Genomic DNA, 25,652 nt, shown 5'->3' with positions numbered 1-25,652 from the left:
ATCCGGTGCCTAGTTGAGGTTGATCACGGCGCCCTTGAGCGCGAGGGTGCCGCCGGCTTCCAGCGTGACGTTGCCGGAGCCCTTGAGCGTGAGGTTGCCGCCGCCCGAAATCGAAACATTGCCGGCCCGGCTGATCTCGATGGCTGCCTGGCCGCCCACGTCTACCGTCACCACCGGGTCGTCGTCCTGCACGGTCAGCGTGCAGGCATCGCCGACCTTGAGCACCGCGCGCTGGGGGTCGGCCTCGTGCAGTTCCAGGCGCAGCGCCTTGCTTTCGCTTTCGCCACCGGGCAGATGAATCACGAACTGCCCGGCGGCGTTCGGCGGCGGGCGGTCCTCGTCGTTGTAGAGCGTGCCCAGGATCACCGGGCGATTGAGGTCGCCACCGACGAAGCTCACCAGCACCAGGTCGCCGACATCCGGCACGCTCGCCACGCCCTTGCGCGTGGTGAGCAGCGGCACCGCGTCGAGCACAAGATCGCTGCCCGGCAGCGCCACGGTGGCGGCGTAGTTGCCCGGGTCGGCCGGCGCCACCGCCTGCACCGTGCCCAGTTCGGAGTTGCGCTGGGCGCCCAGTTCCTCGCGGATCAGCGCGCGCAGCGTGTCGTACAGCGCCGTGCTCATGCCGCCACCGCGTCGAGCTGGGCCACGTAACCACCCCGGCCGTAGCGGTGGCGCGCGGTTTCGATCACCCAGTCGCCATCGCCCGCGCCGCCGGGGCTGCCCTTGACCGTGACCGTGGCGCCGGGAATCAGCGCCGGACCGCCGGGCACGTGCAGGCGCACCCGTGCACCGCGCGCGCTGGCCTGGGCGGACCGGGCGGCGGCGGCATCCCGGACCGCCGCGCTGGAGCGCAGCGTGCCGTCGGTGTGGGTGCGCGCCGGATCGCCACTGCCGGCCTGCGCCTGGATGCCTTGCGGGTCCTTGGCGAGCCAGCTCCACGCCGCGCTGCCCTGGCTGCCGGCGGCGCCTTCGCCGACCAGCGTGACCAGGCCCTGCGGCGGTGCGCTGGCGCGGTGTTCGAGCGCCAGCACATCCTGCCCGTGGCTGACGGTCTGCACCGCCGGCCCGCCCGGCTTGGCGCAGCGCAGCGCGCCGTCGCCGTCCACCCACACCAGCAGGCCACTGTGGGCGGCCAGCACGGCCGACCATTCCCACAGGCTGCGCCGGTCGTCCACCGCCAGGAAGGGATAGCTGGCGCCGGTTTCGAGCGCGCCGGGGGTCAGGCCCGCGGCCGCGGCAAAGCCTTTAAGCAGATCGGCCAGCGTGCGCGCCTGATGGCCGGCGTTCTCGCGCCGGCGCGCCAGCTTGATCGCGGCCGACGCCAGCACCACCACGCGCCGCTCGCCCGGCTGGGACTCGATGGCCAGTACCTCGCCCTGGAGCAGCGCGCCGAGCGCGCCTTCCTCGCCCAGTTCCACGCGCAGCGAATCGCCGATCGCCACCACCGGCGCGCCTTCGCGGTCGGTGAGCGTGAGGCGCGCGTGGCTCACCGCCGGGGCCGGCGCCAGCAGCACTTCCACGTCTGTCAGGTGGTCCGCCCAAGGGTCCGGCGCGGGCGCCGAAAGCAGGCTGAGCGCCATGTCGAGCAGCCCCCCGCCACCCGCCGCCGGGGCCGGCGGTCCCACCTTGCAGCGCGGCCGGAAACCCGGCGCGGCCGGGGCATCGGGCAGGAAGGGCAGGTCCATCAGCCGGCCCGCTCGTTGTCGGAGGTGTACCAGGTCAAGGACCTGGGCACGCCGCTGCGGATGTCGCGGAACACGAACGGGAACGTGAATACCGACAGGTCGGCATCGGGAATCGGCGCCACCGGCGACGGCGGCGGCGCGGGGGGGCCGGCGGGACCGCCACGCACGTGCATGTGAACGTGGCTGTGGAAGGAAAAGCCGGTGTCGTCGGCGCCCATCAGCACCTGCCCCTGCAAGACCTCGGTGCCGATGATGAGCTTCGGATCGGTCACGCCGCGGGCGGCAAATGCGGCCCGGACACTGCCCTGCTTGCCGTGGCCATAGACGGCATAGGTACACGGGTACAGCGTGCGAATGGAGGCGTCCAGAATCTCCTGATCGTGCGCCGGCACCACCGCGTCGTGACGCACGATGATGAAATTCCAGCCCGGATTGTCGCTGCGCCAGGTATTGCCCATCACAGCGTTGGATTGAATTCGGATAGTGGCTTGTTCGGTGGGGCCGGGCTCGGTGTTGTCGTCCACCCAGTCGTAGAAATCGACCACGGTGCCCGGCCGCGCGGCGAGCACTTCCTGGCCGTAATCGTGCGCGAAGTCGTAGGCGTAAATCTGCGAGGCGGGGTTCAGGCGCATGTGGCTGAACATGCCCTGATTGGCCTGGCTCACGTACAGCGGCACGCCGCGCTCCCAAGGCAAGCGATAAGGCGAGGTGTCGGGCTTCGGGTAGCCGGTGAACGGCGGGCTTGCCACCGCCAGCGGTTTGCCCTCCGAATCGTGGCCCGGGTTGTACTTTCCGTCGTCGGTGTCGCCTTCGAGTTCCTGGTAGTACTGGATCGGAAAGCTCAGCGCCGCCTGCAGCGCAGCCCATCCGGCCTGCGCGCCGAGCTGCGCCGGCTCCACGGTGCGAGCCAGACCCCACGACAACAGCGTCGCCAGCATGCCGGTTCCGCTGGCCATCAACACAGACAGCAGCCAGTACAGAAAGAACTTTGGGTTGGTCCCGAACGACGGATAGCAATAATCCTCACGCGGAATCAGCGGAAAAAAAGCCAGCTTGAGCGTAACCGCCACCGCGGCGCCGACCAGCGGATCCAGGTGTTCGCGGTTGCGCGGGCGCGTGTCCACACCATCCGGCGCGCTGCCGGGCCCTTTCTGGTTCAGCAGCGTCATCGCGCTCAGGATGGCGTTTGCCACGCCGCTAGGCAGGACGTTGATGCCGAGCGTCGACAGCACATCGCCCGCGAACAGCGTCGCCCACTGGGCCCGGCAATTCTCGCCGGTAGCCGCCGTGTGTTTGCCTTCGGTCGAGCCGATTCCGACCGCCAGCCAAGGGAGTACGGTGAAAGGCCATTGCCAACCGCCATCCAAGCCCGCTTCGCGTGTGATCAAGGACAGCAGCGGCGCACCACCCAGACTCGCTCCCACCGAGTGCGCCAGATTCCACACCGCAAGCGGCGTGTTGGCGGCGTATTCCTTGGGGCTGGTGGCCAGGGCCACCGTGTGCAGAATGCTTTTGACGAAGCTGCCCAGGGCCACCGACAACTGTGCCCAGAATTCCATGAACTCGGCGTTAAACGGCCCGAAGGTGTAACTGTCCGGGCCGGTGCTCGCGAACTGCGGGGCGTCCTGCCAGCGGCCGTTGCCGCCCTCGAAGGTGTGCAGCACCTGGTCGTCCTGCAGCGGCCGGCGCAGGATCAGCTGCGTTCGGTCGGCGGACAACCAGACTTCGTTTTTCGGAAAGCCGTCCGGCGTGCCCAGCAGCGTGCCGACCAACTGGTTCACGATCGCCAGCGCCGTGACCCCGCCGCCACGGTTCTGGCTCGAATACAGCCACGAGGCGTACCAGCAGTATTGGTCGCCGGAAGCGGATGGGTGCGCTTCGCCCGCACCCACCGTGTGCGCACCGAATGGCTGTCCGGCGGCCACATGCGCCAGCCCGCGCACGGCGCCCAGCGCAGCCTTGAGCTTGTCACCCAGGCAGGCCAGGTCGGTCCGCAGCTGGCCAAGGCCGGTCCGGGCGAAGGCCTTGTAGATGACCTGCGCCATGCGGTCCGGGCTCAGATCAAAACGCGGCAGCTGTGGCAGCAGTTCGGCCTCTATGCGGCCCAGCAACGCCACCAGCGCGTAGCGGGTGGCGGCGGTCTGCGGGTCCAGCGCAGCGGTGCCTTCCAGCAGTCCGGCGTGCACATCGGCCAGCACCTGCGTCAACTCGCTGGCGAGGGCGTCCTGCGACAGCCCGAGCGATCCGGTCGCAAGCGCGTGAACCTGGCGCACGACGTCGCGCAGCGCCGCTTCGGACAGGTTCCGGACCGCCGCCAGCGCGGCATCCAGCAGCGCTTCGACCAGCGCCAGCGCCTCCAGCGGGCTGCGCACCCCGGCGCTGTCTTTGGCCAGCTGGTCCGCCTGCCGGGTGACCGGCGTCAACAATGCCTGCGCACCGGCCAGGGCCTGCTGCAAACGCGATTCCAGGCGCGCGGCAAAACGCTCGCCCATGCGCGCGAAGGCGCGAGAGAACAGCGGTCCGATGTCCTGCATGCACTGCGGGCTGGACAGAATCCGGTAGCCGACCGCCAGCAGGTCGTCGCCAAACGCCTGCGTATCGTTCAGGCCCTCGATGCGGGCCAGAACCTGCGGGTTGAGCAAGGCGGTGCCCAGTGACACTTGGCGGCTCCTAGAAAGCCACCGCAGCGGACTCGCCAGCCGGGCTGCTGCTGGGCGCGGCGGCCAGCATGGCCTGGTAGGCCACGTCCACACGGTTCAGCTCGGTGCGCAGCTCGTCAGGGAGGGCGCCCAGCTTGTCGAGCACCGCTTGCATGGCATCGCCCACGTCGAAGGCTTGCGCGACCGGCAGCAGGTCCCGTTCGTAAACCGCTTGCAGCGGCTCGATCACCAGCGGACCCGGATCGAGCGCGGCAAGCCGGGCCCGAAGCTGCGCCCACGCGGCGTCCAGCTGCGCGCGCAACGCCGGGGTGAATACGGCGCCCAGGGTGATGTCATCGAGCAGGTCTTGCACCGCGCCGCGCAGGACCGTGCCCAGCGCGGCCGGATCCAGAGCGCGCAGCTTGTCCACCAGCGCACCGTGCAGGGCGTCCACTTCGCGCGTGTAGACGTCCAGATCAAGGCCAGTGATGCGCTCCACCAGGGCATCGAGTGCCTGCGCGGCGTCGGCCAGGGCTTGCGGCGCGGCAAACAGCGCTGCCAGCTTGCTCTGGATGGCTTCCAGCAAATCGCCGAGCGCGTCGCCAAAGGTGCTGATCAGCGCGCTGATTGATTTCAGTGCCTTCAGAAATCCGACCACCGGCGCGCCAATTTGTTGGTCGATAGCTTCCCGCAAAAGCGCCCGCAAGGCTTCGGCCGTCAGCGCAGCTGGCGCTAGGCCGGCCAGCGGACCGTCCAGGCGCAGGTAGCGCGCGTCCCAGTCCGCGAACAGGGCAGTGAGCGCGGTATTGCTCCGCGTTACGGCCTCGCTCAATCGACTCAAACCCGCCAAACCGCGGCCAAGTGGCCCAAGCGGGTCGACACCAGCCAGGAATGCGGTCAGTGCAGCGCGCTGCGCCGCATCGCTCACCGCCGCCACGCGCGGGGCCGTCAGCGCGTTTTTGGCCTGCACCAGGCGGGCCAGGCGGGCGGGCGCATCCGCTGCGGCCAGCGCCGCATCCAGGGGCGCGCGCGCCCTCGTCCAGGCGCTTTGCAGGGCTGCGGCGCGGGCGTTTTCCACCGCCGTAGCCAGCGCGCCGAGCGGGCCGGCAAGCTGCACCGGTGCGTCCGCTGGCAGCTTGGCGAGGATGGCGTCCAGCCACGCCGAAAGCTGCGCATCCGGATCGGCAAGCAGGGCGAGCTTGGCGGTCCATGCCGCGATCACGTCGGTGGCCTGGTTGAACGGTTCCAGCAGCCGCTGCACCTGCGTTGCCACCTGCGCGAGCGCCTGGGCCAGGTCTTGCGTGGGCAGGGCGCCATCGAGCGTGGCCAGCGCCGCTTCGACCTGCGCGGCGAGGGGTTCGAGCAACTGGCCCGGGCGCAGGGCGGCGAGTTCACGGGTGAGCGCGCCATGCGCCTGCGTCAGCGGGGCCAGCAACGGCGCCGGCTCCAGCGCAGCCGCCAAGCGGCCGAGCGCGCCGTCGAGCGCATCGTGCGCCCCGTCCAGCCAGGCGGTGGGTGAGAAGCCGTCGAGCTCTCCGGTCAGCGCCGTGAACGGTGTGCCGAGTGGTTCGTCCAGTAATGCGCGTGGCGAATAGGCGGCCAGCGCGCCGGCAATACGCTGCGGCAGCTCGCGCAGACTGTCGAGCAACGGGCCCGGGCTCTGGGCGACCAGGTCGTCGAGCTCACCCAACAGCGGATTGATGATCGGTACCAGCGAAGGCGGCAGCACCGACATGGCGGTCGAGATCATCTCCGGCATCGGCGCGACGAGCTTGGCGTCGTCGATGGCATCCAGCGCCGACTTGACCTCGCCAATGCCGCCAATCACCGCATCGGCCACCGGCGCGAAGCTCAGTGCGTCCAGCTGCTGCGCCAGCGCCTGTAGCTGCGCCAATGCGTCGATCAGCGCCTGCACCTGGGGCCCTTGCAGCAAGGCCGAAAGCTCGTCCAGCAAGGCCTGCACCGGGGCAGCCAGCGCTTCCGAGTCGAAGGCATCCAGCGCACCCCCGGCGGCGGTGATGGCCTGCGTGAGCGCCGCGCCGGCCGGACCGAGCGCGGCGCCAATCGCGTCAGCCAGCGCCTGTACCGCCTGTTCGATAGCCGCACGCGCCTGCGCCACGATGGCCGCCGGGTCAAAGGCGCTCAGCGCGGCATCGGCTTCGCCAAAGGCCGCCCGGGCGGTGGCAGTGAGCTGGGCGATACCCTGCTCCACCGTTTGAATGGCGTCCTGGGCCTGGCCGAACACCGCCGCCAGCGGCGCGGTCACGGCGCCGACGTCGAGCGCACCGAGCAGCCGCTCCAGCCACTGGCGGACCCGGGTCAGCAAATCCGCCACCGGCTGGAAGGCGTCCGCACCGATCGAGGCCGGCACGGTGGGCACGAACGCCGCGCTGATCCCGCCGACAGCAGCGCGTGGTGCCAGCAGAACCAACAGGCGGCAAATGCCGGTTTCCAGCCGCCCCGGCAGCGCAAGCACAGCGCCGCGCAGGGCTGCCACCGCCGCCTGCTGAGCGTCGAACAGTGCGTTCTGGGCTTCCAGAACGGCTTGCGCCGCCTGGCCGGTTCCGAGCGCTGCGGCGATTGCAGCGGCATCGTCCGCCCGCACTGCCGCGTCGAGCACGCCCAGGGCATCCATCAATTGCTGCGCGGCATTGCCGATCGGGGCCCCGGGCAGCTCCGACACGGTGTCCGACGGTATCGAGACTGCCGGCTGGGCCGCGCTGTTCGCCGTCACAATGCTGGCAAGCGCGCTCAGCGTGGCGCTGAACTCGTCCATCAGCTGCGCCCCGGTCGCCGCGTCCCAGCGCATCAGGCTGTCGAGCGGATCGCGCAGGTCGTCCAGCAATGGAATGGCCCGCACGCCGAAATACCCCGCCCCATCCGCGACGCCGATCCTGTGATGCAGCCAGCCGAGCAGCGCCGGCGCGCTCATATCCGCCGGTAAGGTATCAAGCAGGGCCTTGGCAGTGTCCACCTGGGCGGCACTGAACACTGGCGCGGGAGCTGGCACTGGCGCGGCTGGCGGCGCTGGCGGATCACCTGGCGCCGGAGTTGGCACTGGCGCCGCGACCGGCGGCGAGGCGAACGCGGGAATCAGGCCACAGGACAAGTCCGTCGCCAGCAGTGTGCGCACGGCTTCCACTACTGCGAGCAGTGGTCCGAGCGCATCGGCAAGCCCGCTTTGCACGTTCGCGCCCAGTCCGGATAGCGCGCCGGACAGAGGCTGCGCACCACCGGCCAGCGCGCCTTGCAGCTGCGGCAGCAGCGTGCCCAGACCCGCCGTGAGATCTGCGGCCAATTCGAGTTTCGGCAGCGGCAGCGCGTCCAGATGGCCGAGCAGAGCCGCGAAGTCGCCCGGCGGCTGGGTCATCACGCCGCGCAGCGTTGCCCCGATGTCCGCGAACCGCCCGGCCGCGCCGGCGATATCCACGCTCACCGAGCCGCCGCTGGCGAGGCTTCCGAGCTGTTCGAGCAGCGTCGCCATGTCAGCCTCCGAGCAGACCTTGCAGGCTGCTGCCCACTCCGCCGAGCGTGCCGACGACGTCTTTCACTTCGTCCAGCGCGCCGGCCAGCGGTTTGGTCGGGTCCGACAGGTCCGGCACGTTGCCCAGCGCCGCGAGTGCATCCAATGCGCCGAGCGCCGAGTCCAGCATGCCGGCGGCCGCATCCAGCAGACCGGTGTCGATGCCGCCCAGCAGATTCGGCAGCGGCGGTGGCGGCGGACATTCCACCAGCCACATCGAGTAATCGACCTGATCCGGGGCCGACGCGACGGCCTGCACGTGCAGGCGCTCGATCAGCACATATTGAAGCTCGGTGCCGGTGGCGATGTCGGACACGAAGGTGAGCGGTTCGGCGGCGAGGTATTTCTCGCGCGCGCTGGTCAGGAACTCGGTACCCGGTTCGTCACCGAACAGCGAGCCTTCGATGACCACGCGCGTCGGCCCGCGCCCCAGATCCTGGAACAGGCTGCCGGCCCGGCCGGGGATTTCCAGTTCCGCGAGCTGGCGCTGTTCCAGCGTTTCCAGGCGCGTGACGCGCGGCAGGGTGTAGTCGCCGAGCATGGGCGTGAGGTTCACGGCAGGCCCACCCCGCGCAGCGCGCCTTCCGCCCGCAGCGCGCGGGCGAGGTCATCGGCGCTGACCGGCGCAGCGTTCACGGCGAAGCCGGTCACCGCGGCGCTGGCTCCGGAAGTGGTGGGCGCGACCGCCGGGGCGCTGCCGGCGGGAGCGGGCAATGCGCCGCGCTCAGGTGTAAGCACCGAGGGTGCGCGCGGGGCCGGGCGCTGCCGCGGCGTGGCCGGGGTCTGGCCGCTGGCCTCAGATGTCGCGCCGGCGCGCGCGGCGTACTCGAATAGTTCCACGGTCAACCGGCCGATGCCGGCCAGCGCCGAGCGGGCGTGGTCGGTGGTCGAGACGTCGGCGTCGGCTTCGGTGGCCGGTGCTGTCGCGCTGGCGCGCGCCGCGGCAGTGCCGGTCCACGTGCCGGTGCCACCCGGGCCGAGCCGGGCCGGGCCTTTCGCGGGTGGCTGTGTCGGGGTGGCAGTGCCCGCCGACGGGGGGCTCAAGGCGATCTGCCACCACAGCGCGTTGCCCAGCGCGGCGATCTGCGCCAGTACCGGCGCGGCGCCAGCCGTGCCGGACAGAGCGGCCAGCGCCTGCGCGCCCAGGCCGGCAGCCTGACTGACCGCGCCGGTGGTGTTGAGGGCGATGGCGCGCGCTGCCTGCGCCTTGCCCGGCGTCGATTCGGACAGGCTGGCCAGCGCCGCCGCGATGCCGGGCAGCGTGCCTGCGATCGGTGCCGGCGAACTGGAACTGCCCTTGCCGGCGAGCGCGTCTCCGATCAGCGCACCGATGCCGCGGGCGGCAATGGCAGCAGGCTCGCCGCGAACTGGCCGCCGACGCCCGGTGGCGTCCGGGCTGGGCGTGCGGGGCCGCACCGGGGCGGTGCCGACCGGGGGGCGCGCCAGGGGATCGAAGCTCGCGGCATCCGGGGCGCGGTCAAGGTCTTGCAGCCGGCCGGCGAGTGCCTTTTCGAGCGTCAGTGCCTGACCGAGCGCAGGCGCGCCGAGTACGCCCAGCAGGGCGCGCACCGCGCCAGCGGCGGTGCCCGCGAGCGCGCCGGCCATTTCAGACGTCGGCACGGCGTCGCTCCCGGATAAGTTCCAGGTGCACCAGCATCTGGCCCAGCGTGAGTTCGGCCACCTGCTCGGGCGTCCAGCCAAACTCTGCCGACAGCAGGTGCGCGGCGCGTACCAGCGGGTCCGCAGCGGCGTTCTGCAAGGTGTCCACACCCAGCGTGATGCCGCTGATGCGGTTCACCTCGCGCAGCAGGAACTCCAGCAGACCCACCGGCAGCGCGTTCACTTGGCCGTGCGTCAACGGCGGCTCGTCGAGTGCCGCCTGCACCATCAGCGCGGACAGTAGCTGATCGTTGTCCTTGGCCGCGCGCGAGATCAGCGTCAGATCGCGCACGGTGAGCGGCCGCAGCCGCACGCGTCCGTCGGCGGGTCCAGCCGGGCCGAGCAGGTCCGGCGGTACGGCGACCTCGTGCGTCAGTGCGCTGCCGGCCAGCAGCTCGTCGGCCGTGAGCATGGCGTGGTTCCGCGCCCGCTCAGGCGCCCTCGTCCGAGACCGTCATGAACAGGGCCTGGAAACCGGCCGATTCCATGACGAAGTCGTCCTCCGGCAGCGTGTAAGCCCACTGGTCGAGCTTGACGCCGTGCAGGGTGAGGGTGGATTTGACCCCCGGCACGGCAGCGTTTTCGGCCAGCAGTGTGATGTTGAAGGACGGCTGTGCCCAGGACTGTGCCGGCCGGCCGTCGGCCGCCTCGCCCAGCAGCAGGCGCAGCAACGCGCCATTCAGATACGCCCGCTGGATGGTGCCGCGCACGCTGACGTTGCCCGAGCGCAGCTCGGTCGCATAACGCTGGCCAAGCTCATGAAAAGGCCGCACCTCGGAGCGGACTTCCAGCGACACGCCCGTGGCGCGGCCGATGGTCAGGACGTCGTTGGCATCGATGATGCCCTGAGCGACTTCCGCCTCCTTGCCGTTGGCGGACACGGTGGACAGGGTGATGGAGCCGTCGGCCCCGGTGTAAACGCTGGTGTTGGCCATGGCGCAGTTCCTCGGGGTTCAGGCTCAGGACAGAGCCAGGGTGACGCGGATGTAGTCGATGCTGAAGGTCGGTTGCATGGCCACGTTCACCACGCAACGGCCGGCGATCTCGTCGGCGCGCGTGGCCGTCACGTCCAGCGTGTAGCCCGTCAGTTGCTCGTCGAACAGCATGGTCGACAGGAAGCTGTCGAGCGCGCCCTTGAGCGCCTTTCGTACCCGCTCATTGTTCAGACGCCCGACGAATGGATTCGACACCTGACGAATGCCGGTCTTGGCGTAATCCACGATGCGGCGCGTGGTGATCTGGGCAAACGCCTCGCCCTGGGTGGTGATGCCGCGCACCACGCGGATGCCCTGGCGGGTTTCCAGCGCCAGCACGTTGCCCGACACCAGCGCCTTCAGTTCGCCATAGCCGAACTTGCGTCCAAGCCGCGTGACGCCGGGCAGCGTCTTGTTGGTTGGGCTGGCCTGTGGCGCCAGCGAGGCGATCAGCCCGGCCACCGCAGCGGCCGTGTACTGGCCCGGCAACAGCACGTCGCTGCCATCAGTGTCCAGGCCATGAATGGCAGGCGTGGCCAATACGAGGCGCTTGTCGGCATTGGCCTGCGCGACGATATCGGCGGGTGCGGCGTTACCCGCCGCATCGGAACCGATGACGCCGATCACGTCCCGCGCATTGGTCTCGGCACTGCTCACGGCCGATTTGATGACCGTCGTGGCGGTGGCCGTGGCCAGCTCCGGAATTACCAGCACGTTCACGTCTTCCTTGAGCAGCTCGTCCAGAGCATCGGAAAAATTCTGTGTGGTGGCCCCGGCCGCGAGCGCCTGGGCGTAGATCGTGGTGGCGCCGTTACGAAACAGCAGCTCGATCCCGCGCATCAGATTCAGGGCGCCGGTGGCGACCGGGTCCGACGGCGCCCACAGCGCCCTGGCATCGTCCAGGCTCGACAGGATGTGGGTGGTGTCGAGCGCATTGGTCACGCCGGGCGCCGCAGCGGCGGTGCCGACGATGGCAACGTTGCCAAAGGCGATGCCCTTGGGCGCGATGAGCCCCTCGGCCTGCACGCGGATGTAGGCGCCGGGGATGATCTGTTCGGCGAAACTGTCTTCCATCGGGATGTCTCCAGGCCGGGGTTAAAGGAGCTCGATCAGGCGCACGCGGTGAAAGCGCGCGCCGTCGTTGCCGTGGGTGAAAAAGCCGATCTCGCCGGCCGGAACCGGCGTCTGGGCCTGCACCTCGAGGGTCTGCACGCCGTCCAGCGCCGCGCGCAGGGTGTGGTCGAATACCGTCACGGTCAGCGTGTGGCGAACGCCCGTAGTGAAGCCCGCGGCGGCCGGCTCGCCGATCACGCTCCAGGCGCCCACGCCCGCCTTGCGCCCGAACAGGTGGTACCCGTTGCGCTGCGAGGCCAGAAAATGCAGCCGCTCGTTGGCGCCGGTGCGGCCAAAGACAAGGCCGATGCCGTCCTGGCTAGTGGACTCGAACTCGACTACGGCGATGAAATGCGCCAGCGCCAGCGGCGCGCCATCGAGGCGCCACAGCAGCTGCGCCCCGGCCTTGCGGCTATCGCTCACGGCGAGCGCGCCGCCCCGCGTCGCAGCGGTCTGCACGATGCAGCCCGCCAGCGCGTCGTAACTCCACGCCCCGACCGGGGAGGCGGCGTTCAGGTCTGTGTCGTCCGCGGGCACGAATCCGGCCAGCGGGGCGGATGCCCCGGCCAGCGTGCGCATCGCCAGATCGAAGCGGTAGCGGGCTCGATAGGGCGTCAGATTGGTGTCGAAGCCCAGGTCGATGGTGTCGATCAGTCCCTCGCTCGCCACCGGCAGGTGGCGGTATTCGAAGCGGACATCGAAGCGCGCCTGGCGCGGGTCGACTCCGTCGTCGGCATGCCGGCGCAGCCGCTCGATGCCCTGCGCGCGCAGATCGCCGCGCTGCTGGGTGAGCAGCGTCCCGGCCAGACTGCGCAGGTAATCACCGGCTGCCGCATCGGATCCGCCGCTCACGCGCAGTTCCAGAATGGCATCCAGCAAACGCGCCCGCACGGCGCCGCGCGGGGCCGTGTGCTCGCCAACGTAGCCGCCCAGACCACGCGGCCGGATGCTGTTTGGCGACAGATTCAACTGGCGGCTCAGGCCGGCCGGCGGCGGCGGCCAGGCAAGGCCTTTTACCGCACTGTCGAGGGCTGCCAGGGCAGCGGTGGCGACCGGGTCAGCCATGCGTCCTCCTCGGGTTCCATTCGGACTCGGGCGGTAAACCGGCCTAGCCCGATGGCGCTGGACGTGAAGCGTTCGAACCGTGCCCGACCGACGCTACAGCATGGTGACGGTCGATCAGCACAGGGACGGCATCGTCACACCCGCCACCACCCCGGCGTTGTGGACCAGTGCACATTCGCGGCCCGGGCGGTGTACCTTGCGGCCCAATGCGCGTGTTGGAAACCTCATGGCCACCTGGGCAATCGGCGACATTCAGGGCTGCTTCGATGAGTTCACGGCGCTGCTGCGCGCCATCGACTTTCGGCCAGACCGCGACCGGTTGTGGCTGGTCGGCGATCTGGTCAATCGCGGCCCGAAGTCGCTCGAAACCTTGCGTTTCGTGCATTCACTCGGGGACGGCGCGATCACGCTGCTGGGCAATCACGACCTGCACCTGCTGGCGGTCGCTGCCGGGCACGGGCGCCTGCGGCGCGGCGACACGCTCGATGAGGTGCTCGGGGCGCCGGATCGGGAGCCGTTGCTCGACTGGCTGCGCGGCAGGCCGCTATTCCACTACGACCCGGCGCTGGACATGGCGATGGTCCATGCGGCGCTGGCGCCGGGCTGGGATCTGGCCACCGCCAAAACGCGCGCCGCCGAGGTGCAGACCGCGCTGACCAGCGATGCCGACGGCTATTTCGCGCACATGTACGGCGACACGCCGCACCGCTGGGACAATGCCCTGCGCGGCTGGCGGCGGCTGCGGGTGATTACCGACTACCTGACCCGGGTGCGCTTTTGCCGGCCGGACGGCACCTACGACATGCGCGCCAAGGGGCCGCCCGGCACGCAGCCGGAAGGCTACCTGCCGTGGTTCGCCCTGCCCGACCGGGCCAGCGCCGGCACGCCGATCGTGTTCGGGCACTGGTCCAGCATTGGCCTGGTCGATGGCCACGACGTGTACGCGCTCGACACCGGCTGCGTGTGGGGCCGGCAACTGAGCGCCCTGTGCCTGGAGGAAGGGCGCTGGGTGAGCGTGGATTGCAGCGCCCGCGGCTCGGGGGCCGGGGACTAACATACGACGCGAGCCACCGTTCGCGGCATGGGCGCCGCTCCCCACAGAACCAATAGAGTGTGGGAGGCCCGCCCTCGGGCCGAATGAGTCCGCGCAGCGAAACTACAGATAAGGAGGAGACCACCATGAACGCCATCCAGCGTCCGCCAATGCCCGCCGTAGACTGGCCCGGCCAGCAGGACAGCGTGACCCGCGTGCCGGGCCGGGTATTCGTGGACGCCGACATCTACGCTCTCGAACAGGAACGCATCTTCCGCGGACCGGTGTGGAACTTCGTCGGCCTGGACGTGGAAATCCCCAACCCCGGCGACTACAAGACGGTGCAGGTCGCCGACACGCCGGTCATCGTCAGCCGTGACCGCGACGGCAGCATCCACGCCTGGCTGAACCGCTGTGCGCACCGCAACGCCAAGATTTGCCTGGACAAACTCGGCCATACGGACAGCTTTTACTGTGTCTATCACCAGTGGGGCTACGATCTGACCGGCCGCCTGATCGCGGTGCCGTTCCAGCGCGGCATCGGCGGCCAGGGCGGCATGCCGGCCGATTTCGACATGGACGCCATCCGGCCTAAAAAACTGCGGGTCGAGAACTTCTGCGGCGTGCTGTTCGTCAGCTTCAGCGACGAGACGCCGCCGTTCGAGGACTACGTCGGGCCGCACGTCGCCAAGTTCATGCGCCGCGTCTTCAACCGGCCAATCAAGATTCTCGGCCACCAGCACCAGCACATGCGCGGCAACTGGAAACTGTACGCCGAGAACCCGCGCGACGGCTACCACGCCAGCCTGCTGCACCTGTTCTTTGCCACCTTCGGCCTGTTCCGGGCCAGCCAGAAGGGCCAGCTGCATGTCACCGAAAGCGGCCTGCAGACCTGCTTCTACACCTACGTCGGCAAGGAAGACGAAGCGGCCCGCCAGCAGGGCATGCAGGAAGCCGCCCACACCTACCAGGAAGGCACCTACAAGCTGGAAGACGGCAGTCTGCTCAAGGGCAAAATGGAATGGGACGACGGCATCAACCTGGTCATCATCGACGTGTTCCCGATCATGATGCTGCAGCAGATCGCCAACGTTCTGAACATCCGCCAGTTCGAGCCGCACGGGCCGGACGGCGTGACCGTGCACTACACCTTCTTCGGCTATGCCGACGAAGACCAGGAACTGACCGACATGCGCCTGAAGCAGATCAACCTGATCGGCCCGGCCGGCCTGGTGTCGATGGAGGACGGCCTGGCCATCGAGATCGTGCAGCAGGGCATCGCCAGCGACGGCGGCACCGAGGCCATCATCGAGATGGGCGGCAAGACGGTGGCGCCGGACACCACCTTCATGGCCAGCGAAGACCCGGTGCGCGGCTTCTGGAACGGCTACCGGCGGCTGATGGATATGTGATGCCGGCGGTGGTGCTGGCCGGCCGCGAGCTCAGTCGGTCGCCAGCACCTCGGCCGGCTCCCGCAGCCGCAGGTCCGCGAGCACCTGTACCGCATCCGGCATGGGCAGGCCGCCGGTCGCATCCGCGCGCAGCAGGGGCGCGAGCGTGGTGCGCAGCACCGAGTACAGCCGCGGGTGCTGCGCTTCCAGCTCGCCGAGCAGCGCCTTCATCTGCTGGCGCTGGCGGGTCGCGGAATCGCAGGTCGGGCAGTTGTCCGGGATCACCGGCAGCGGTGCGCTTTCGGCGAAGGCGGCCGTTTGCCGCTCGCGGGCGTAGACCAGCGGGCGGATCACCCGCAGGTCGCCGTCGTCGTTGGTGTACACGGCCGGCATGGCGCGCAGCTTGCCGCCGAAGAAGGCATTCATCAGGAAGGTCTCGGCCACATCATCCAGGTGGTGCGCCAGGGCGAGCGTGTTGTAGCCATGCTCGCGCGCCAGGCCGTACAGCTTGCCGCGGCGCATGCGCGAGCAGAACGCGCACAGCGTGCGGCCCTCGAACGAGCCCTTGGCCGCCCGCGCCAGGCTGTAGCTGGCCTGGTGGTAGGGCACGCCGAGACTCTGCGCATAAGCGGCCAGCGGGCTCGGGTCGTAACCGGGCATCTGCGGGTCGATGTTGGCGGCGCCGATCGTGAAGCGCACCGGCGCGCGCTGCTGCAGATACAGCAATACGTGCAGCAGGGACAGGCTGTCCTTGCCGCCGGAAAGGCCGACCAGGATGCGATCGCCGTCGCGGATCAGGTCGAACTCGCGGATCGCATCGGCGGCGGCGGCGAGCAGACTGCGCGAGGGTTTGACGACGGGGTTCATGGCAACACTGCGGCAGTGACGGGGGGCGGGCCGCGATTGTCCCACAGCGCCCGGCAGCGGCCTGCGTGGGACAATTCCGCCCACGCCAACAGCCCAATCAGGAGACGCGACATGGCCATCAGCAAAGTGACCAACGTCTATTACGTCGTGCCCGACATGGACGCCGCGCTGGCCTTTTATCGCGACACCCTGGGCCTGGCGATCAAATTCCAGGACGGCGACAAGTGGACGCAGTTCGACGTCGGCGGCACGCAGGTGGCGCTGGCCACCCCGGCGCCGGGCCAGGTGGACCCGGGCCAGAACGCCACGGTGGTGCTGCAGGTCGACGACCTGACCGCCACGCGCGCGCAGCTTGCCGCGCAAGGCATCGCGGTGAGCGAGATCATCGGCATGGGCGGCCACGGCAGCTTTTTCACCTGCCGCGATCCGGCCGGCAACATGGTGCAGTTCTTCGCCCGCAGCTGACCGTCTCACCTGCGCCATTGGCCCGAGACGGGCGCGGGCCAGGGCGGATTCACTTCAGTGCGGCAAATGCCGACGGCCGGCGACGATGGCAATCGCCCGTGCGATGCCCATGCCCGCGCCAACCAGCAGCACCACGCCGCCCAGCAGCACGCCAAACGGCCCGAGCGTGAAGATCATGATCACCGCGCATGCCGCCAGCGCCAAGGCAAGTACGAATGCGTCGTCCATGGCAGGCTCCTCCTTTGCTTATGAAGGCGCCCGAAGTGGCGGCGGCCGGTCGGGTCGCCATGCAACCCCGGACCGACCGAGCATACGCCGGTTTTGCGCGGTGGGGCGCCACCGGTTCGGCTGGCAACGCGGCTCCCCGCCGGTACAATCGGCCAATACCTAGCCGCGAGTTGTCAGCACCGACGGTCATCGGGATCGTCGCTCTCCCCCACCGGCAGCCGTGCCAGGGCGCCAGGAACCATCACATGAACAAGCCATCCGAGCCGGCCGTGCCGCAAATCGCCGACGTCCAGGGATCGCCCGACACGCGCCGGCTGGACATCGACCGCGTCGGCATCAAGGGCATCCGCCATCCGGTGCGCATCCTTGCCCGCAGCGGCACCGAACAGCACACGGTGGCCAACTTCAACATGTACGTGCACCTGCCGCACAACTTCAAAGGCACGCACATGTCCCGTTTCATCGAGATCCTGAACGGCCACGAGCAGGAAATCTCGCTCGGCACCTTCCGCCAGATGCTGCGCGAAATGTGCGAGCGCCTGGAGGCCCGCGCCGGCCACATCGAGATGAGTTTTCCGTTTTTCGTCAACAAGGCGGCGCCAGTGACCGGCGTGACCAGCCTGATGGACTACCAGGTCAGCTACATCGGCGAAATCGCGCACGGCCAGGCCGAGCGCCTGACCGCCAAACTGGTGATCCCGGTCACCAGCCTGTGCCCGTGCTCGAAGAAGATTTCCGACTACGGCGCCCACAACCAGCGCACGCACGTGACCCTGACCGCCCACCTGGGCACGCCGGTGTGGATCGAGGAACTGATCGAACTGGTGGAGGCGCAGGCCTCAAGCGAACTGTATGGCCTGCTAAAGCGCCCGGACGAGAAGTACGTCACCGAGCATGCCTACGACAATCCGAAGTTCGTCGAGGATCTGGTGCGCGACATCGCCGGCGCGCTGAACGCCGACGAGCGCCTGGCCGGCTACGTGGTGGAAGCGGAGAACTTCGAGTCCATCCACAACCACTCCGCCTACGCGCTGATCGAAAAGCCGGTCCGCGCCGGCTAAAGTAGGATCGCGCCGAATAAATCCATCCTGGATTTCCCGGCGCCCGCCACCCAGAAATTGTGGGAGCGCAGCTTTGCTGCGCGATGATCGCCCGGCACAGCCGGGCTGGGCTCCCACAGTTCTCCGAGTTTGCCTGGCCTCAGTACTTGCGGCGCAGCACCAGCGCGTCCTGCGCATGCTCGATCTGCGTGCGCGACAGAAACGACATGCCCAGCAGCGTTCGGCTCGGCTGGGCGCCGCGGATCACCACCGCCTGCACATTCGGCAGCCGGATGCTGCCGACACCCACCTCGCGCAGAGTGACCGCGTAGGCTTCGGTGATGCCGCTGGCAGTTTCCACCAATCCCCGGCTGCCGGCCCGGTAGTCGATACCCAGGGCGCGGGCGGTGGCATCGTTCATGGCCACGGTCGTCGCGCCGGTGTCGACCAGAAACTCGACCGACTGGCCGTTGATGGTGCCCGCCGTGTGATACATGCCGCTGTCACCGCGGGGTATGCGCACGGTCGCTGTCGGCGCAGCCGGTAAAGCTCCTCCAGCGCGCCCGCCGAGCGGAATTTCGTGCGTTTGACCGTCCACCTGCAGCCGCGCGCTGGCAGAGCCGAGCGCCAGCAGGCGCACGCCTTCGGGACTGGTCTGTCCGACCCGCAACGTGCGCCGCACGCCGTCCACCTGCAGCACCGCGCTTTGTCCGAGCACGGCCTGCAGTTCGATCAGCGGCGCAGCCGCAGCGCTACCGCAAAGGGCCGCGCCAAGCACTAACAGGGGAGCAACAATCCGGCACATGAGACTCTTCATGGCCGGTACCTGGCGACGAATCAGCCGCCGAGGCGCGCCTTCACGCGCTGGCTGACGTCCGACATGTCGGCCCGGCCCTGCACCTGCGGGCGCAGCAGCGCCATCACGGCACCCATGTCGCGGGCGCCTTGCGCGCCGCTGGCTGTGATGGCATCGGCAATCAAGCGGTCGATTTCGGCCGCTGTCAGCGCGGCCGGCAGGAACTCCTGCAGGATGCCCAGCTCGAACCGTTCCTTGTCTGAAAGATCGGTCCGCCCGGCGGCATCGAACTGCGCGATCGACTCGCGCCGCTGCTTGACCATCTTGTCGAGCACCGCCAGCACCTGCGCGTCGTCGAGCACGATGCGCTCGTCGACTTCGCGCTGCTTGATGGCGGCGGTGATCAGTCGCAGCGTGCCGAGGCGGTCCCGGTCGCGGGCCCGCATGGCGGCCTTGACGTCGTCGTCAAGGCGCTGCTTGAGGGACATGGCGCTCAGGACAGGCGCGCACCGCGCACGCGGCGCACGCTGCGACCGCCGCGGGAGACTTTCTTCTGGTGCCGCTTGACCGCCGCGGCGGCCTTGCGCTTGCGTTCCTGGGTCGGCTTTTCGTAAAACTCGCGCCGCCGCGATTCGGACAACACCCCTGCTTTCTCGCAGGTACGCTTGAAGCGGCGCAGGGCGACGTCGAAGGGTTCGTTTTCGCGCAGTTGAACGATCGGCATGCAATACCTCTGGAAACCTTAAGCCGGCCCGGGGCAAAACCCAAAAGCCGGGGCGAAGAAAAGTGCTAGATTCTAGCTGCACTTGCGCCTGTGGCGAAAGTCGCCCCCGCCCGCCGATCCCGATTGCGCCTTCCATGCTGGTTCTTGGCCTCGAAACTTCCTGCGACGAAACCGGCCTTGGCTTGTACCACAGCGATCGCGGCCTGCTCGGCCACACGCTGCACAGCCAGGTCGGCCTGCACGCACCGCACGGCGGCGTGGTGCCGGAGCTGGCCTCGCGCGATCACCTGCGCCGCACCGTGCCGCTGCTGCGCGAGCTTCTTGACCAGACCGGCACCGGTCTGTCGCAGCTGGACGGCATCGCCTACACCGCCGGCCCGGGCCTGATCGGCGCGCTGCTGGTCGGCAGCAGCATCGGCCGCAGCCTGGCCTTCGCGCTCGGCATACCGGCGGTCGGCGTACATCACATGGAAGCGCACCTGCTCTCGCCGCTGCTGGATCCCGCGAGCCGGCCGCACTTTCCGTTCCTGGCCCTGCTGGTATCGGGCGGCCATACGCTGCTGGTGCAGGTCGACGGCCTGGGCCAGTACACGATTCTGGGCGAGTCGGTGGACGATGCCGCCGGCGAGGCCTTCGACAAGACCGCCAAGCTGCTCGGTCTGCCCTACCCCGGCGGGCCGGCGCTGGCCGCACTGGCGCAGGACGGTCGCAGCGATCGCTTCACCCTGCCGCGACCGATGACCGCCAAACCCGGCCTCGATTTCAGCTTCAGCGGCCTCAAGACGCAGGTGCGCCTGCTGATCGAGGCGCACCCGCAGCCGCAACACCGCGCCGACATCGCCCGCGCCTTCGAGGACGCCGTGGTCGACACGCTGCTGATCAAGTGCCGGCGCGCGCTGGCGCAGACCGGCCTGGGCGCGCTGGTGGTGGCCGGCGGCGTCAGTGCCAATCGCCACCTGCGCACGGCCCTGGACAGCGCCGCAGCCAGCGACGGCTTTGCGGTGCACTACCCACCGCCCGAGCTGTGCACCGACAACGGTGCCATGGTGGCCTTCGCCGGCTGTCTGCGCCTGCAGGCCGGCGAGCGCGCGCCGTCCGACTGCGGCGCCCGCGCGCGCTGGCCGCTGGCGGAACTGACGGCGGCGTCCCGAACAGGCGTTTTGCTATAGTCCGGCGATGAGCACCAGCAGTCCCACGCCCACCCTGATCGACCCCTTCCAGCGGCGCATCGAGTACTTGCGCGTGTCGGTCACGGATCGTTGCGATCTGCGCTGCAGCTATTGCATGCCCAAGGGCTTCGACGGCTTTCACGAGCCCGAGGACTGGCTCACCTTCAGCGAGATCGAACGCGTGGTCGGCGCCTTCGTGCGCCTGGGCGTGCAGCGCATTCGCCTGACCGGCGGCGAGCCGCTGGTGCGTCGCGACCTGCCGGAGCTGGCCGCGCGCCTGTCGGCACTGCCCGGCCTGACCGACCTGTCGCTATCCACCAACGCGGTGCGCCTGGACAAGTACGCCGCTGCGCTCAAGACGGCCGGCGTGCGGCGCGTCAACGTGAGCCTGGACTCTCTGAACCCCGAGCGGTTCGCCGAAATCACCGGCGGCGGCAAGCTGCACAAGGTGCTGCGCGGCCTGGACGCCGCCCACGCCGCCGGCTTGGCTCCGGTCAAGATCAACATGGTCGCCATGGGCGGCGTCAACGACGACGAAATCGAAGACATGGTCGCGTTCTGTGCCGAGCGCGATTTCACCCTGCGCCTGATCGAAACCATGCCCATGGGCGACACCGGTCGCAACGCCACCGGCCAGTACCTGAACCTGCAATCCGTGCGCGAACGGCTGACCGAGCGTTTCGATCTGATCCCGGACATCCTGCCCGGCGGCGGCCCGGCGCGTTATTACCGGGTGGCCGGCTCGAAAACCACCATCGGCTTCATCACGCCGATCTCGCAGCACTTTTGCGAAACCTGCAACCGCGTGCGTCTGGCGGCCGACGGCACGCTGTACCTGTGTCTGGGCCAGGACAACAGCTATGAACTGCGGCCCATGCTGCGCGCCGGCGCCAGCGACGCGGAACTGGAAACCGCCATCCGCACTGCCATTGGTCTCAAGCCCGAGCGGCACGAATTCCGCGAAAAGCCGGAAAAGGTCATCCGTTTCATGTCGATGACTGGCGGCTGAGCAGCCGCTAGGCTTCTCCCGCCGCGCGCAGCACGGCCAGAAAGTCCGCTCCATAACGCTCCAGCTTGGCCGCGCCCACGCCGCCGATCTGCGCCAGTTGGCCCAGCGTCTGCGGCCGCTCGGCCGCCATCTGTGCCAGCGTTGCGTCGTGAAAGATCACATAGGCCGGCACACCATGCTCCGCGGCCAGGCGTCTCCGCTCGGCCCGCAGGGCCTCGAACAGCGCCTGATCGGCCGCCGGCACCGCTGACTGGCCGCCGGTGGCGCGCTTCTGGCGGTTTCGCTCGGCGGCCGTCGCCTCCTCGCGCAGACGCAGGGCCTGCTCGCCACGCAGCAGCGGGCGCGCCTGCTCGGTCAGACGCAGACCGCCGTGACCGTCGATGTCCACGCTCGCGTAACCGCGCGCCACCAGTTGCCTATAAATGGCCCGCCACTGCGTCGCCGGACGCTCCTTGCCGCGCCCGTACACCGCCAGCCGGTCGTGGCCAAGGCTGGCAATGCGCGGATCGTCCCCGCCGCGCAGCACATCGATCAGATACCCGACCCCGAACCGCTGCCCGGTGCGGTAAATGCAGGACAGGGCCAGCTGGGCCGGCACCGTGGCATCGAAGGTGGCCGGCGGGGCCAGGCAGTTGTCGCAATTGCCGCAGGGCTCGGCCATCTGCTCACCGAAATAGGCCAGCAACGCCTGGCGCCGGCAGTCGGTGATCTCGGCCAGGCCCAGCAGGGCTTCGAACTTGCCCAGTTCGACCCGGCGCCGCTCGTCGGGCACATCGGCGCTGGCCAGCAGCTGGCGGATGCCGACCACATCCGACAGGCCATAGCCCATCCAGGCGTTAGCCGGCAGGCCGTCGCGGCCGGCGCGGCCGGTTTCCTGGTAATAGCTTTCGATGTTCTTGGGCAGTCCAAGGTGCGCCACGAAGCGCACGTCCGGCTTGTCGATGCCCATGCCGAAGGCCACCGTGGCCACCATCACCAGCCCGTCTTCGCGCAGAAAACGGCGCTGATTGGCAGCCCGCTGCTCGGCCGGCATTCCGGCGTGGTAAGCCACTGCCACCCGGCCGTGCTTGTCCAGCCAGGCGGCGGTTTCCTCCACCCGGCGCCGGGTCGGGCAGTAGACGATGCCGGTGTCGGTGCGGTGGCGGCTGTCCAGGAAATCCAGCAGCCGGTCGCGCATCTGGTCGCCATGCTGGATGTGATAGCGGATGTTCGGCCGGTCGAAACTGGCGGTGAATACCGCTGCACCCTGCAAGCCCAGCCGCTGGACGATGTCGCGTTGCGTGGGCCCGTCGGCGGTCGCCGTCAACGCCAGCCGCGGCACGCCGGGAAAGCGCGCACCCAGCGCGCCAAGGCCAAGGTATTCGGGCCGGAAATCGTGGCCCCACTGCGACACGCAGTGCGCCTCGTCGATGGCGATCAATGCCGGTCGCGCGCCTTGCAACAGCTCCAGCGTGCGCTCGCCGAGCAGCCGCTCGGGCGCCATGTAGACCAGGTCCAGCCGTCCGGCGGCCAGATCGCGCTCCGCCTGCGCCGCCTCGCCCGACGGCAAGCCCGAATGCAGCGCCGCCGCGGCCACGCCCAGTTCCCGCAGCGCCGCCACCTGATCATCCATCAGCGCGATCAGCGGCGACACCACCACGCCGACACCCGGCCGCACCAGCGCCGGTACCTGATAACACAGCGACTTGCCGCCGCCGGTCGGCATGATGACCAGGGCATCGCCCCCGGCGACCACGCGGTCGATGATGGCCGCCTGCTGGCCACGGAAGGCGTGGTAGCCGAAGACCGTGCCGAGGATTTCGAGGGCGGTGGACATGGTGCCAGCAATTATGCGGCGACCCGGCGCAGACCGGCCAACACAAAAGCGCGCCAGGTACCTAGCCGCGGCCCTGAAAGGCGGTCCCGATGTGCGCCGCCGCGCTACCATGCCCGCGCCAGCACCGGCCGCCCGGATGGCGAAACAGGTAGACGCAAGGGACTTAAAATCCCTCGGCCTCACGGCCGTGCCGGTTCGAGCCCGGCTCCGGGCACCATTACCAGTATTAAACCGGCCGACCGAGGCGCCCCGCGCCGGGCGGGCAACCCCAAGGGACTCATGCCCCGCATTTTCGACAACATTGAACTCCCGCTCCTGCCGGCGCTGCGCGAAACCTTGGCGCTGTCGCAACGCGCAGATTTTTGTGTTGGCTACTTCAATCTGCGCGGTTGGCGCGCGGTGGATGACCTGGTCGGTCGCTGGTCGGGCGATGCTGGCGAGCAGGCACGGGTGCTGGTCGGCATGCAGAGCCTGCCGGACGAGGCGCTGCGCAAGGCTTACAGCCTGCACCATACACAAGCGCCAACGCTGGGTAACAGCACCTCCCAAGGCCTCAGACGGCAAGCCGTTAAAAAAGCCGCGCTCAACGCCTACGCCGATGTTTCTCACGGTCCGATTGCATGACCACACGTTCTGCAGCTGCCGTAGGTCGCCACGCTGCCTGGCTACCGCGATCCCACATGCAAGCGCGTTGGACGTGATCGTCGCCACCCACTTTGCAGCATTCGACGTGGCGGAATGGGAGCCAGATGAAGAGTACCCATACTTCCCCGAGGGCTCGCGTGACAAGCGTCTGTTGCGCTGCCCGGCCGACGTGACGCATACCGCCCTCATTCCTCGGCATCGGTATCTGTTCAAAAAATCACGAAGGGTCTACCCGGAGCAATTCTGGGCTGAGGTTGTCGCATATCACGTCGGTCGGGTTTGCGGGGTGCCGGTGCCCCCCGTATTTCCTGCCTGGGACTCGCGGACTGGCGAATGTGCAGCGTTAGTCGAGTGGTTTTACGGTCATCCGGGCAAGCCCATGGAAAGCTTCCTGTCTGGCGGCCTGTTCATGAAAACCCTCATCAAGGACTACGATCTCAAGCGCGGACGGCAGCACAACTTCGCTAGCATTGAAATGTTGTGCCAGGTATTGGCAAACCCCAAGGGTGGCCGCCCCCGGCTAGGCCAGGACTGGCCACAGGCATGGGCTCGGATGCTCACGTTCGACGCTCTGATCGGAAACACGGACCGGCATCACGAAAACTGGGGCTTCAGGGTCACCCGGTTGGTTGACCCGGTGTCGGCAACGTATAGCCTCGCGCCTGCCTTCGACAACGGCACCAGCCTCGGGCATGAGTGGTCGAAGGATCAGTTTGGCCGCTTCACTGACGCGAAATACCTGCATCGTTACATCCACAAGGGCCGCCACCACATGAAATGGGAGGCGGGGGACGCCAAATCTGCGGGCCACGCGGAGTTGCTGCTGAGACTGGTCGAAAAGTACCCGGACTCCCGCCCAGCCATGGACGCTGTGCTGGCGTTCGATGCCACCGAACTGGACCGGCGTCTTGTCGCGCTTACGGCGCTGTCGATCCCGGTCGCGTTGAGCCCGGGGCGCGCCGGGTTTATGCTGCGCCTGCTTCTCGCAAGGCGTGATTACCTTCGAAGCGCGCTGACATCGCCATGAACTACATCGAACACGTCCACGAACCGCGCCGGTTGCTGCTGGTCTGGCAGCGGTCGGAGGAAGACGGTGCCGCCCGCGTACGGCGCGCCGTGGCGGAACTGCTGCGGGATTCGGCCGAGCGGGTGCAGTTTCGCTACCTGACTGACACGCCCGATTTCGAGGCCGCGAAGTCCGAAGGCTTCATCAACTTCGTTGCCTTCCGAAAGCTGCATGCCATGTACGATCTGGGCGTAGTCGAGACCTTCATGCGCCGCCTGCCACCCAGGTCGCGCGGCGACTACGCGCAGTATCTGGAACAGTTTCGCCTGCGCCCGGAAACGCTAATCAGCGACTTTGCGCTGCTCGGCTACACCGGCGCCAAGCTGCCAAGCGACGGGTTCAGCATCCTCGACCCCTTGGAAGATGTGGGCGAATGCTGCGACGTGCTCCTGGAAGTCGCGGGCTTTCGGCACGTATCGCCGGTTGGCCCGCAGCTGCTTTACGTCGGCGAGCCGGTCTCATTGGTCATCCAGCCAGACAACCTGCACGATCCGATGGCGGTAGCGGTGGAAATTCACGACCAGCGCATCGGCTATGTGCCTCGTCAGCAAGCTCCGGCGATTCGTGACCTGGTGGCGACCGGCGAGGTCGAAGCGTGCATCCAGCGAATCAACGGCAAGCCTGAACGACCGCTGATTCACCTCATGGCACGAATTCGTCGGCGCGCAACGCGACCACACACGCCACCGTGGGCGCTGGGCGAATAAAGAGGAGGGCCGGGCAGGATTGGCGCAATCCGGGA

At 68.7% G+C, this 25,652-nt stretch carries 25 protein-coding genes and 1 tRNA gene; 10 read left to right on the top strand and 16 right to left on the bottom strand.

Features of this window, described 5'->3' with window-relative positions:
* Positions 1-9: 9 nt before the first annotated feature.
* The 10 genes from PG2T_RS13565 to PG2T_RS13520 are packed head-to-tail and all read right to left on the bottom strand — an operon-like array spanning position 10 to position 12,661.
* Positions 10-624 (bottom strand): phage baseplate assembly protein V, encoded by a 615-nt coding sequence (locus PG2T_RS13565; protein WP_068806622.1) that lies wholly within the window; start codon positions 622-624, stop codon positions 10-12.
* Positions 621-1,688 carry a contractile injection system protein, VgrG/Pvc8 family gene (locus tag PG2T_RS13560; RefSeq protein ID WP_068806619.1) on the bottom strand — a complete coding sequence of 356 codons (1,068 nt, stop codon included), beginning with the start codon at positions 1,686-1,688 and terminating at the stop codon, positions 621-623. The genes PG2T_RS13565 and PG2T_RS13560 overlap by 4 nt, the downstream gene beginning before the upstream one ends.
* Entirely contained in the window at positions 1,688-4,348 is a 2,661-nt protein-coding gene (locus tag PG2T_RS13555; RefSeq protein ID WP_068806616.1) for a M23 family metallopeptidase, read from the bottom strand. Before PG2T_RS13555 ends, PG2T_RS13560 begins: the two co-directional genes overlap by 1 nt.
* 10 nt (positions 4,349-4,358) lie before the next feature.
* The gene (locus PG2T_RS13550; protein ID WP_068806613.1) at positions 4,359-7,811 is read right to left on the bottom strand and encodes a hypothetical protein; all 3,453 of its coding nucleotides are present in this window, start codon (positions 7,809-7,811) and stop codon (positions 4,359-4,361) included.
* A gap of 1 nt (position 7,812) precedes the next feature.
* A complete protein-coding gene (locus tag PG2T_RS13545) occupies positions 7,813-8,406 on the bottom strand; it encodes a hypothetical protein (protein ID WP_068806612.1) in 594 nt (197 codons plus the stop codon).
* Positions 8,403-9,470: a hypothetical protein gene (locus PG2T_RS13540; RefSeq protein WP_145931102.1), complete on the bottom strand. Its 1,068-nt coding sequence runs from the start codon at positions 9,468-9,470 to the stop codon at positions 8,403-8,405. The genes PG2T_RS13545 and PG2T_RS13540 overlap by 4 nt, the downstream gene beginning before the upstream one ends.
* Positions 9,457-9,921: a hypothetical protein gene (locus tag PG2T_RS13535; RefSeq protein ID WP_068806607.1), complete on the bottom strand. Its 465-nt coding sequence runs from the start codon at positions 9,919-9,921 to the stop codon at positions 9,457-9,459. The genes PG2T_RS13540 and PG2T_RS13535 overlap by 14 nt, the downstream gene beginning before the upstream one ends.
* Positions 9,922-9,940: 19 nt before the next feature.
* Positions 9,941-10,444: a hypothetical protein gene (locus PG2T_RS13530; protein WP_068806604.1), complete on the bottom strand. Its 504-nt coding sequence runs from the start codon at positions 10,442-10,444 to the stop codon at positions 9,941-9,943.
* 24 nt (positions 10,445-10,468) lie between these two features.
* Positions 10,469-11,557, bottom strand: a complete 1,089-nt coding sequence (locus tag PG2T_RS13525; protein WP_068806601.1) for a phage tail sheath C-terminal domain-containing protein — start codon at positions 11,555-11,557, stop codon at positions 10,469-10,471.
* Positions 11,558-11,578: 21 nt separating this feature from the next.
* Positions 11,579-12,661, bottom strand: coding sequence for a hypothetical protein (locus PG2T_RS13520; RefSeq protein ID WP_068806599.1), 1,083 nt, complete (start codon positions 12,659-12,661; stop codon positions 11,579-11,581).
* Between the two features lie 226 nt (positions 12,662-12,887).
* Here PG2T_RS13520 and PG2T_RS13515 point away from each other — a divergent pair, with 226 nt between their 5' ends.
* Positions 12,888-13,715 (top strand): symmetrical bis(5'-nucleosyl)-tetraphosphatase, encoded by an 828-nt coding sequence (locus tag PG2T_RS13515; protein WP_068806596.1) that lies wholly within the window; start codon positions 12,888-12,890, stop codon positions 13,713-13,715.
* A 125-nt stretch (positions 13,716-13,840) separates the two neighbouring features.
* On the top strand, positions 13,841-15,106 hold the full coding sequence (locus tag PG2T_RS13510) for an aromatic ring-hydroxylating oxygenase subunit alpha (protein WP_158513208.1): 1,266 nt from the start codon (positions 13,841-13,843) through the stop codon (positions 15,104-15,106).
* Between the two features lie 30 nt (positions 15,107-15,136).
* Here PG2T_RS13510 and PG2T_RS13505 read toward each other — a convergent pair whose 3' ends face one another.
* The gene (locus PG2T_RS13505) at positions 15,137-15,952 is read right to left on the bottom strand and encodes a PP-loop family protein (protein ID WP_068806593.1); all 816 of its coding nucleotides are present in this window, start codon (positions 15,950-15,952) and stop codon (positions 15,137-15,139) included.
* 111 nt (positions 15,953-16,063) lie between these two features.
* On the opposite strand from PG2T_RS13505, the gene PG2T_RS13500 reads away from it, so the two are divergent.
* Positions 16,064-16,417 carry a VOC family protein gene (locus tag PG2T_RS13500; protein WP_068806591.1) on the top strand — a complete coding sequence of 118 codons (354 nt, stop codon included), beginning with the start codon at positions 16,064-16,066 and terminating at the stop codon, positions 16,415-16,417.
* 54 nt (positions 16,418-16,471) lie between these two features.
* Here PG2T_RS13500 and PG2T_RS16280 read toward each other — a convergent pair whose 3' ends face one another.
* Entirely contained in the window at positions 16,472-16,645 is a 174-nt protein-coding gene (locus PG2T_RS16280; RefSeq protein WP_158513207.1) for a hypothetical protein, read from the bottom strand.
* A gap of 245 nt (positions 16,646-16,890) precedes the next feature.
* Between PG2T_RS16280 and folE2 the strand changes: the two genes are divergently transcribed.
* A complete protein-coding gene (folE2, locus tag PG2T_RS13495; protein WP_068806588.1) occupies positions 16,891-17,706 on the top strand; it encodes a GTP cyclohydrolase FolE2 in 816 nt (271 codons plus the stop codon).
* A 139-nt stretch (positions 17,707-17,845) separates the two neighbouring features.
* Here the strand turns inward: folE2 and PG2T_RS13490 are convergent, their stop codons facing one another.
* The 3 genes from PG2T_RS13490 to rpsU are packed head-to-tail and all read right to left on the bottom strand — an operon-like array spanning position 17,846 to position 19,205.
* Positions 17,846-18,502 (bottom strand): retropepsin-like aspartic protease family protein, encoded by a 657-nt coding sequence (locus PG2T_RS13490; RefSeq protein ID WP_068806585.1) that lies wholly within the window; start codon positions 18,500-18,502, stop codon positions 17,846-17,848.
* Between the two features lie 20 nt (positions 18,503-18,522).
* Positions 18,523-18,969 carry a GatB/YqeY domain-containing protein gene (locus PG2T_RS13485; RefSeq protein ID WP_068806582.1) on the bottom strand — a complete coding sequence of 149 codons (447 nt, stop codon included), beginning with the start codon at positions 18,967-18,969 and terminating at the stop codon, positions 18,523-18,525.
* Positions 18,970-18,974: 5 nt separating this feature from the next.
* Entirely contained in the window at positions 18,975-19,205 is a 231-nt protein-coding gene (rpsU, locus tag PG2T_RS13480; protein WP_068806579.1) for a 30S ribosomal protein S21, read from the bottom strand.
* A gap of 134 nt (positions 19,206-19,339) precedes the next feature.
* Between rpsU and tsaD the strand changes: the two genes are divergently transcribed.
* Positions 19,340-20,374 carry a tRNA (adenosine(37)-N6)-threonylcarbamoyltransferase complex transferase subunit TsaD gene (gene tsaD, locus PG2T_RS13475; protein WP_068806576.1) on the top strand — a complete coding sequence of 345 codons (1,035 nt, stop codon included), beginning with the start codon at positions 19,340-19,342 and terminating at the stop codon, positions 20,372-20,374.
* A 7-nt stretch (positions 20,375-20,381) separates the two neighbouring features.
* Positions 20,382-21,383, top strand: a complete 1,002-nt coding sequence (gene moaA / locus PG2T_RS13470; protein WP_068806573.1) for a GTP 3',8-cyclase MoaA — start codon at positions 20,382-20,384, stop codon at positions 21,381-21,383.
* Positions 21,384-21,390: 7 nt separating this feature from the next.
* Here moaA and recQ read toward each other — a convergent pair whose 3' ends face one another.
* On the bottom strand, positions 21,391-23,199 hold the full coding sequence (recQ, locus tag PG2T_RS13465; protein ID WP_068806570.1) for a DNA helicase RecQ: 1,809 nt from the start codon (positions 23,197-23,199) through the stop codon (positions 21,391-21,393).
* 130 nt (positions 23,200-23,329) lie between these two features.
* Here recQ and PG2T_RS13460 point away from each other — a divergent pair.
* The 4 genes from PG2T_RS13460 (at position 23,330) to PG2T_RS13445 (ending at position 25,617) form a co-directional block, all read left to right on the top strand.
* A tRNA-Leu gene (locus tag PG2T_RS13460) sits at positions 23,330-23,416 on the top strand.
* A 62-nt stretch (positions 23,417-23,478) separates the two neighbouring features.
* A complete protein-coding gene (locus tag PG2T_RS13455; protein WP_068806567.1) occupies positions 23,479-23,823 on the top strand; it encodes a phospholipase D-like domain-containing protein in 345 nt (114 codons plus the stop codon).
* Between the two features lie 73 nt (positions 23,824-23,896).
* Positions 23,897-24,871, top strand: coding sequence for a HipA domain-containing protein (locus PG2T_RS13450; RefSeq protein ID WP_236953345.1), 975 nt, complete (start codon positions 23,897-23,899; stop codon positions 24,869-24,871).
* Positions 24,872-24,903: 32 nt separating this feature from the next.
* The gene (locus PG2T_RS13445; RefSeq protein ID WP_158513206.1) at positions 24,904-25,617 is read left to right on the top strand and encodes an HIRAN domain-containing protein; all 714 of its coding nucleotides are present in this window, start codon (positions 24,904-24,906) and stop codon (positions 25,615-25,617) included.
* Positions 25,618-25,652 lie beyond the last annotated feature (35 nt).

Source organism: Immundisolibacter cernigliae (genome assembly GCF_001697225.1).
GTDB classification, from domain to species: Bacteria; Pseudomonadota; Gammaproteobacteria; order Immundisolibacterales; family Immundisolibacteraceae; genus Immundisolibacter; species Immundisolibacter cernigliae.
The sequence above is the reverse complement of the archived record's forward strand: the minus strand, read 5'-3'. Positions and strand labels throughout refer to the sequence as shown.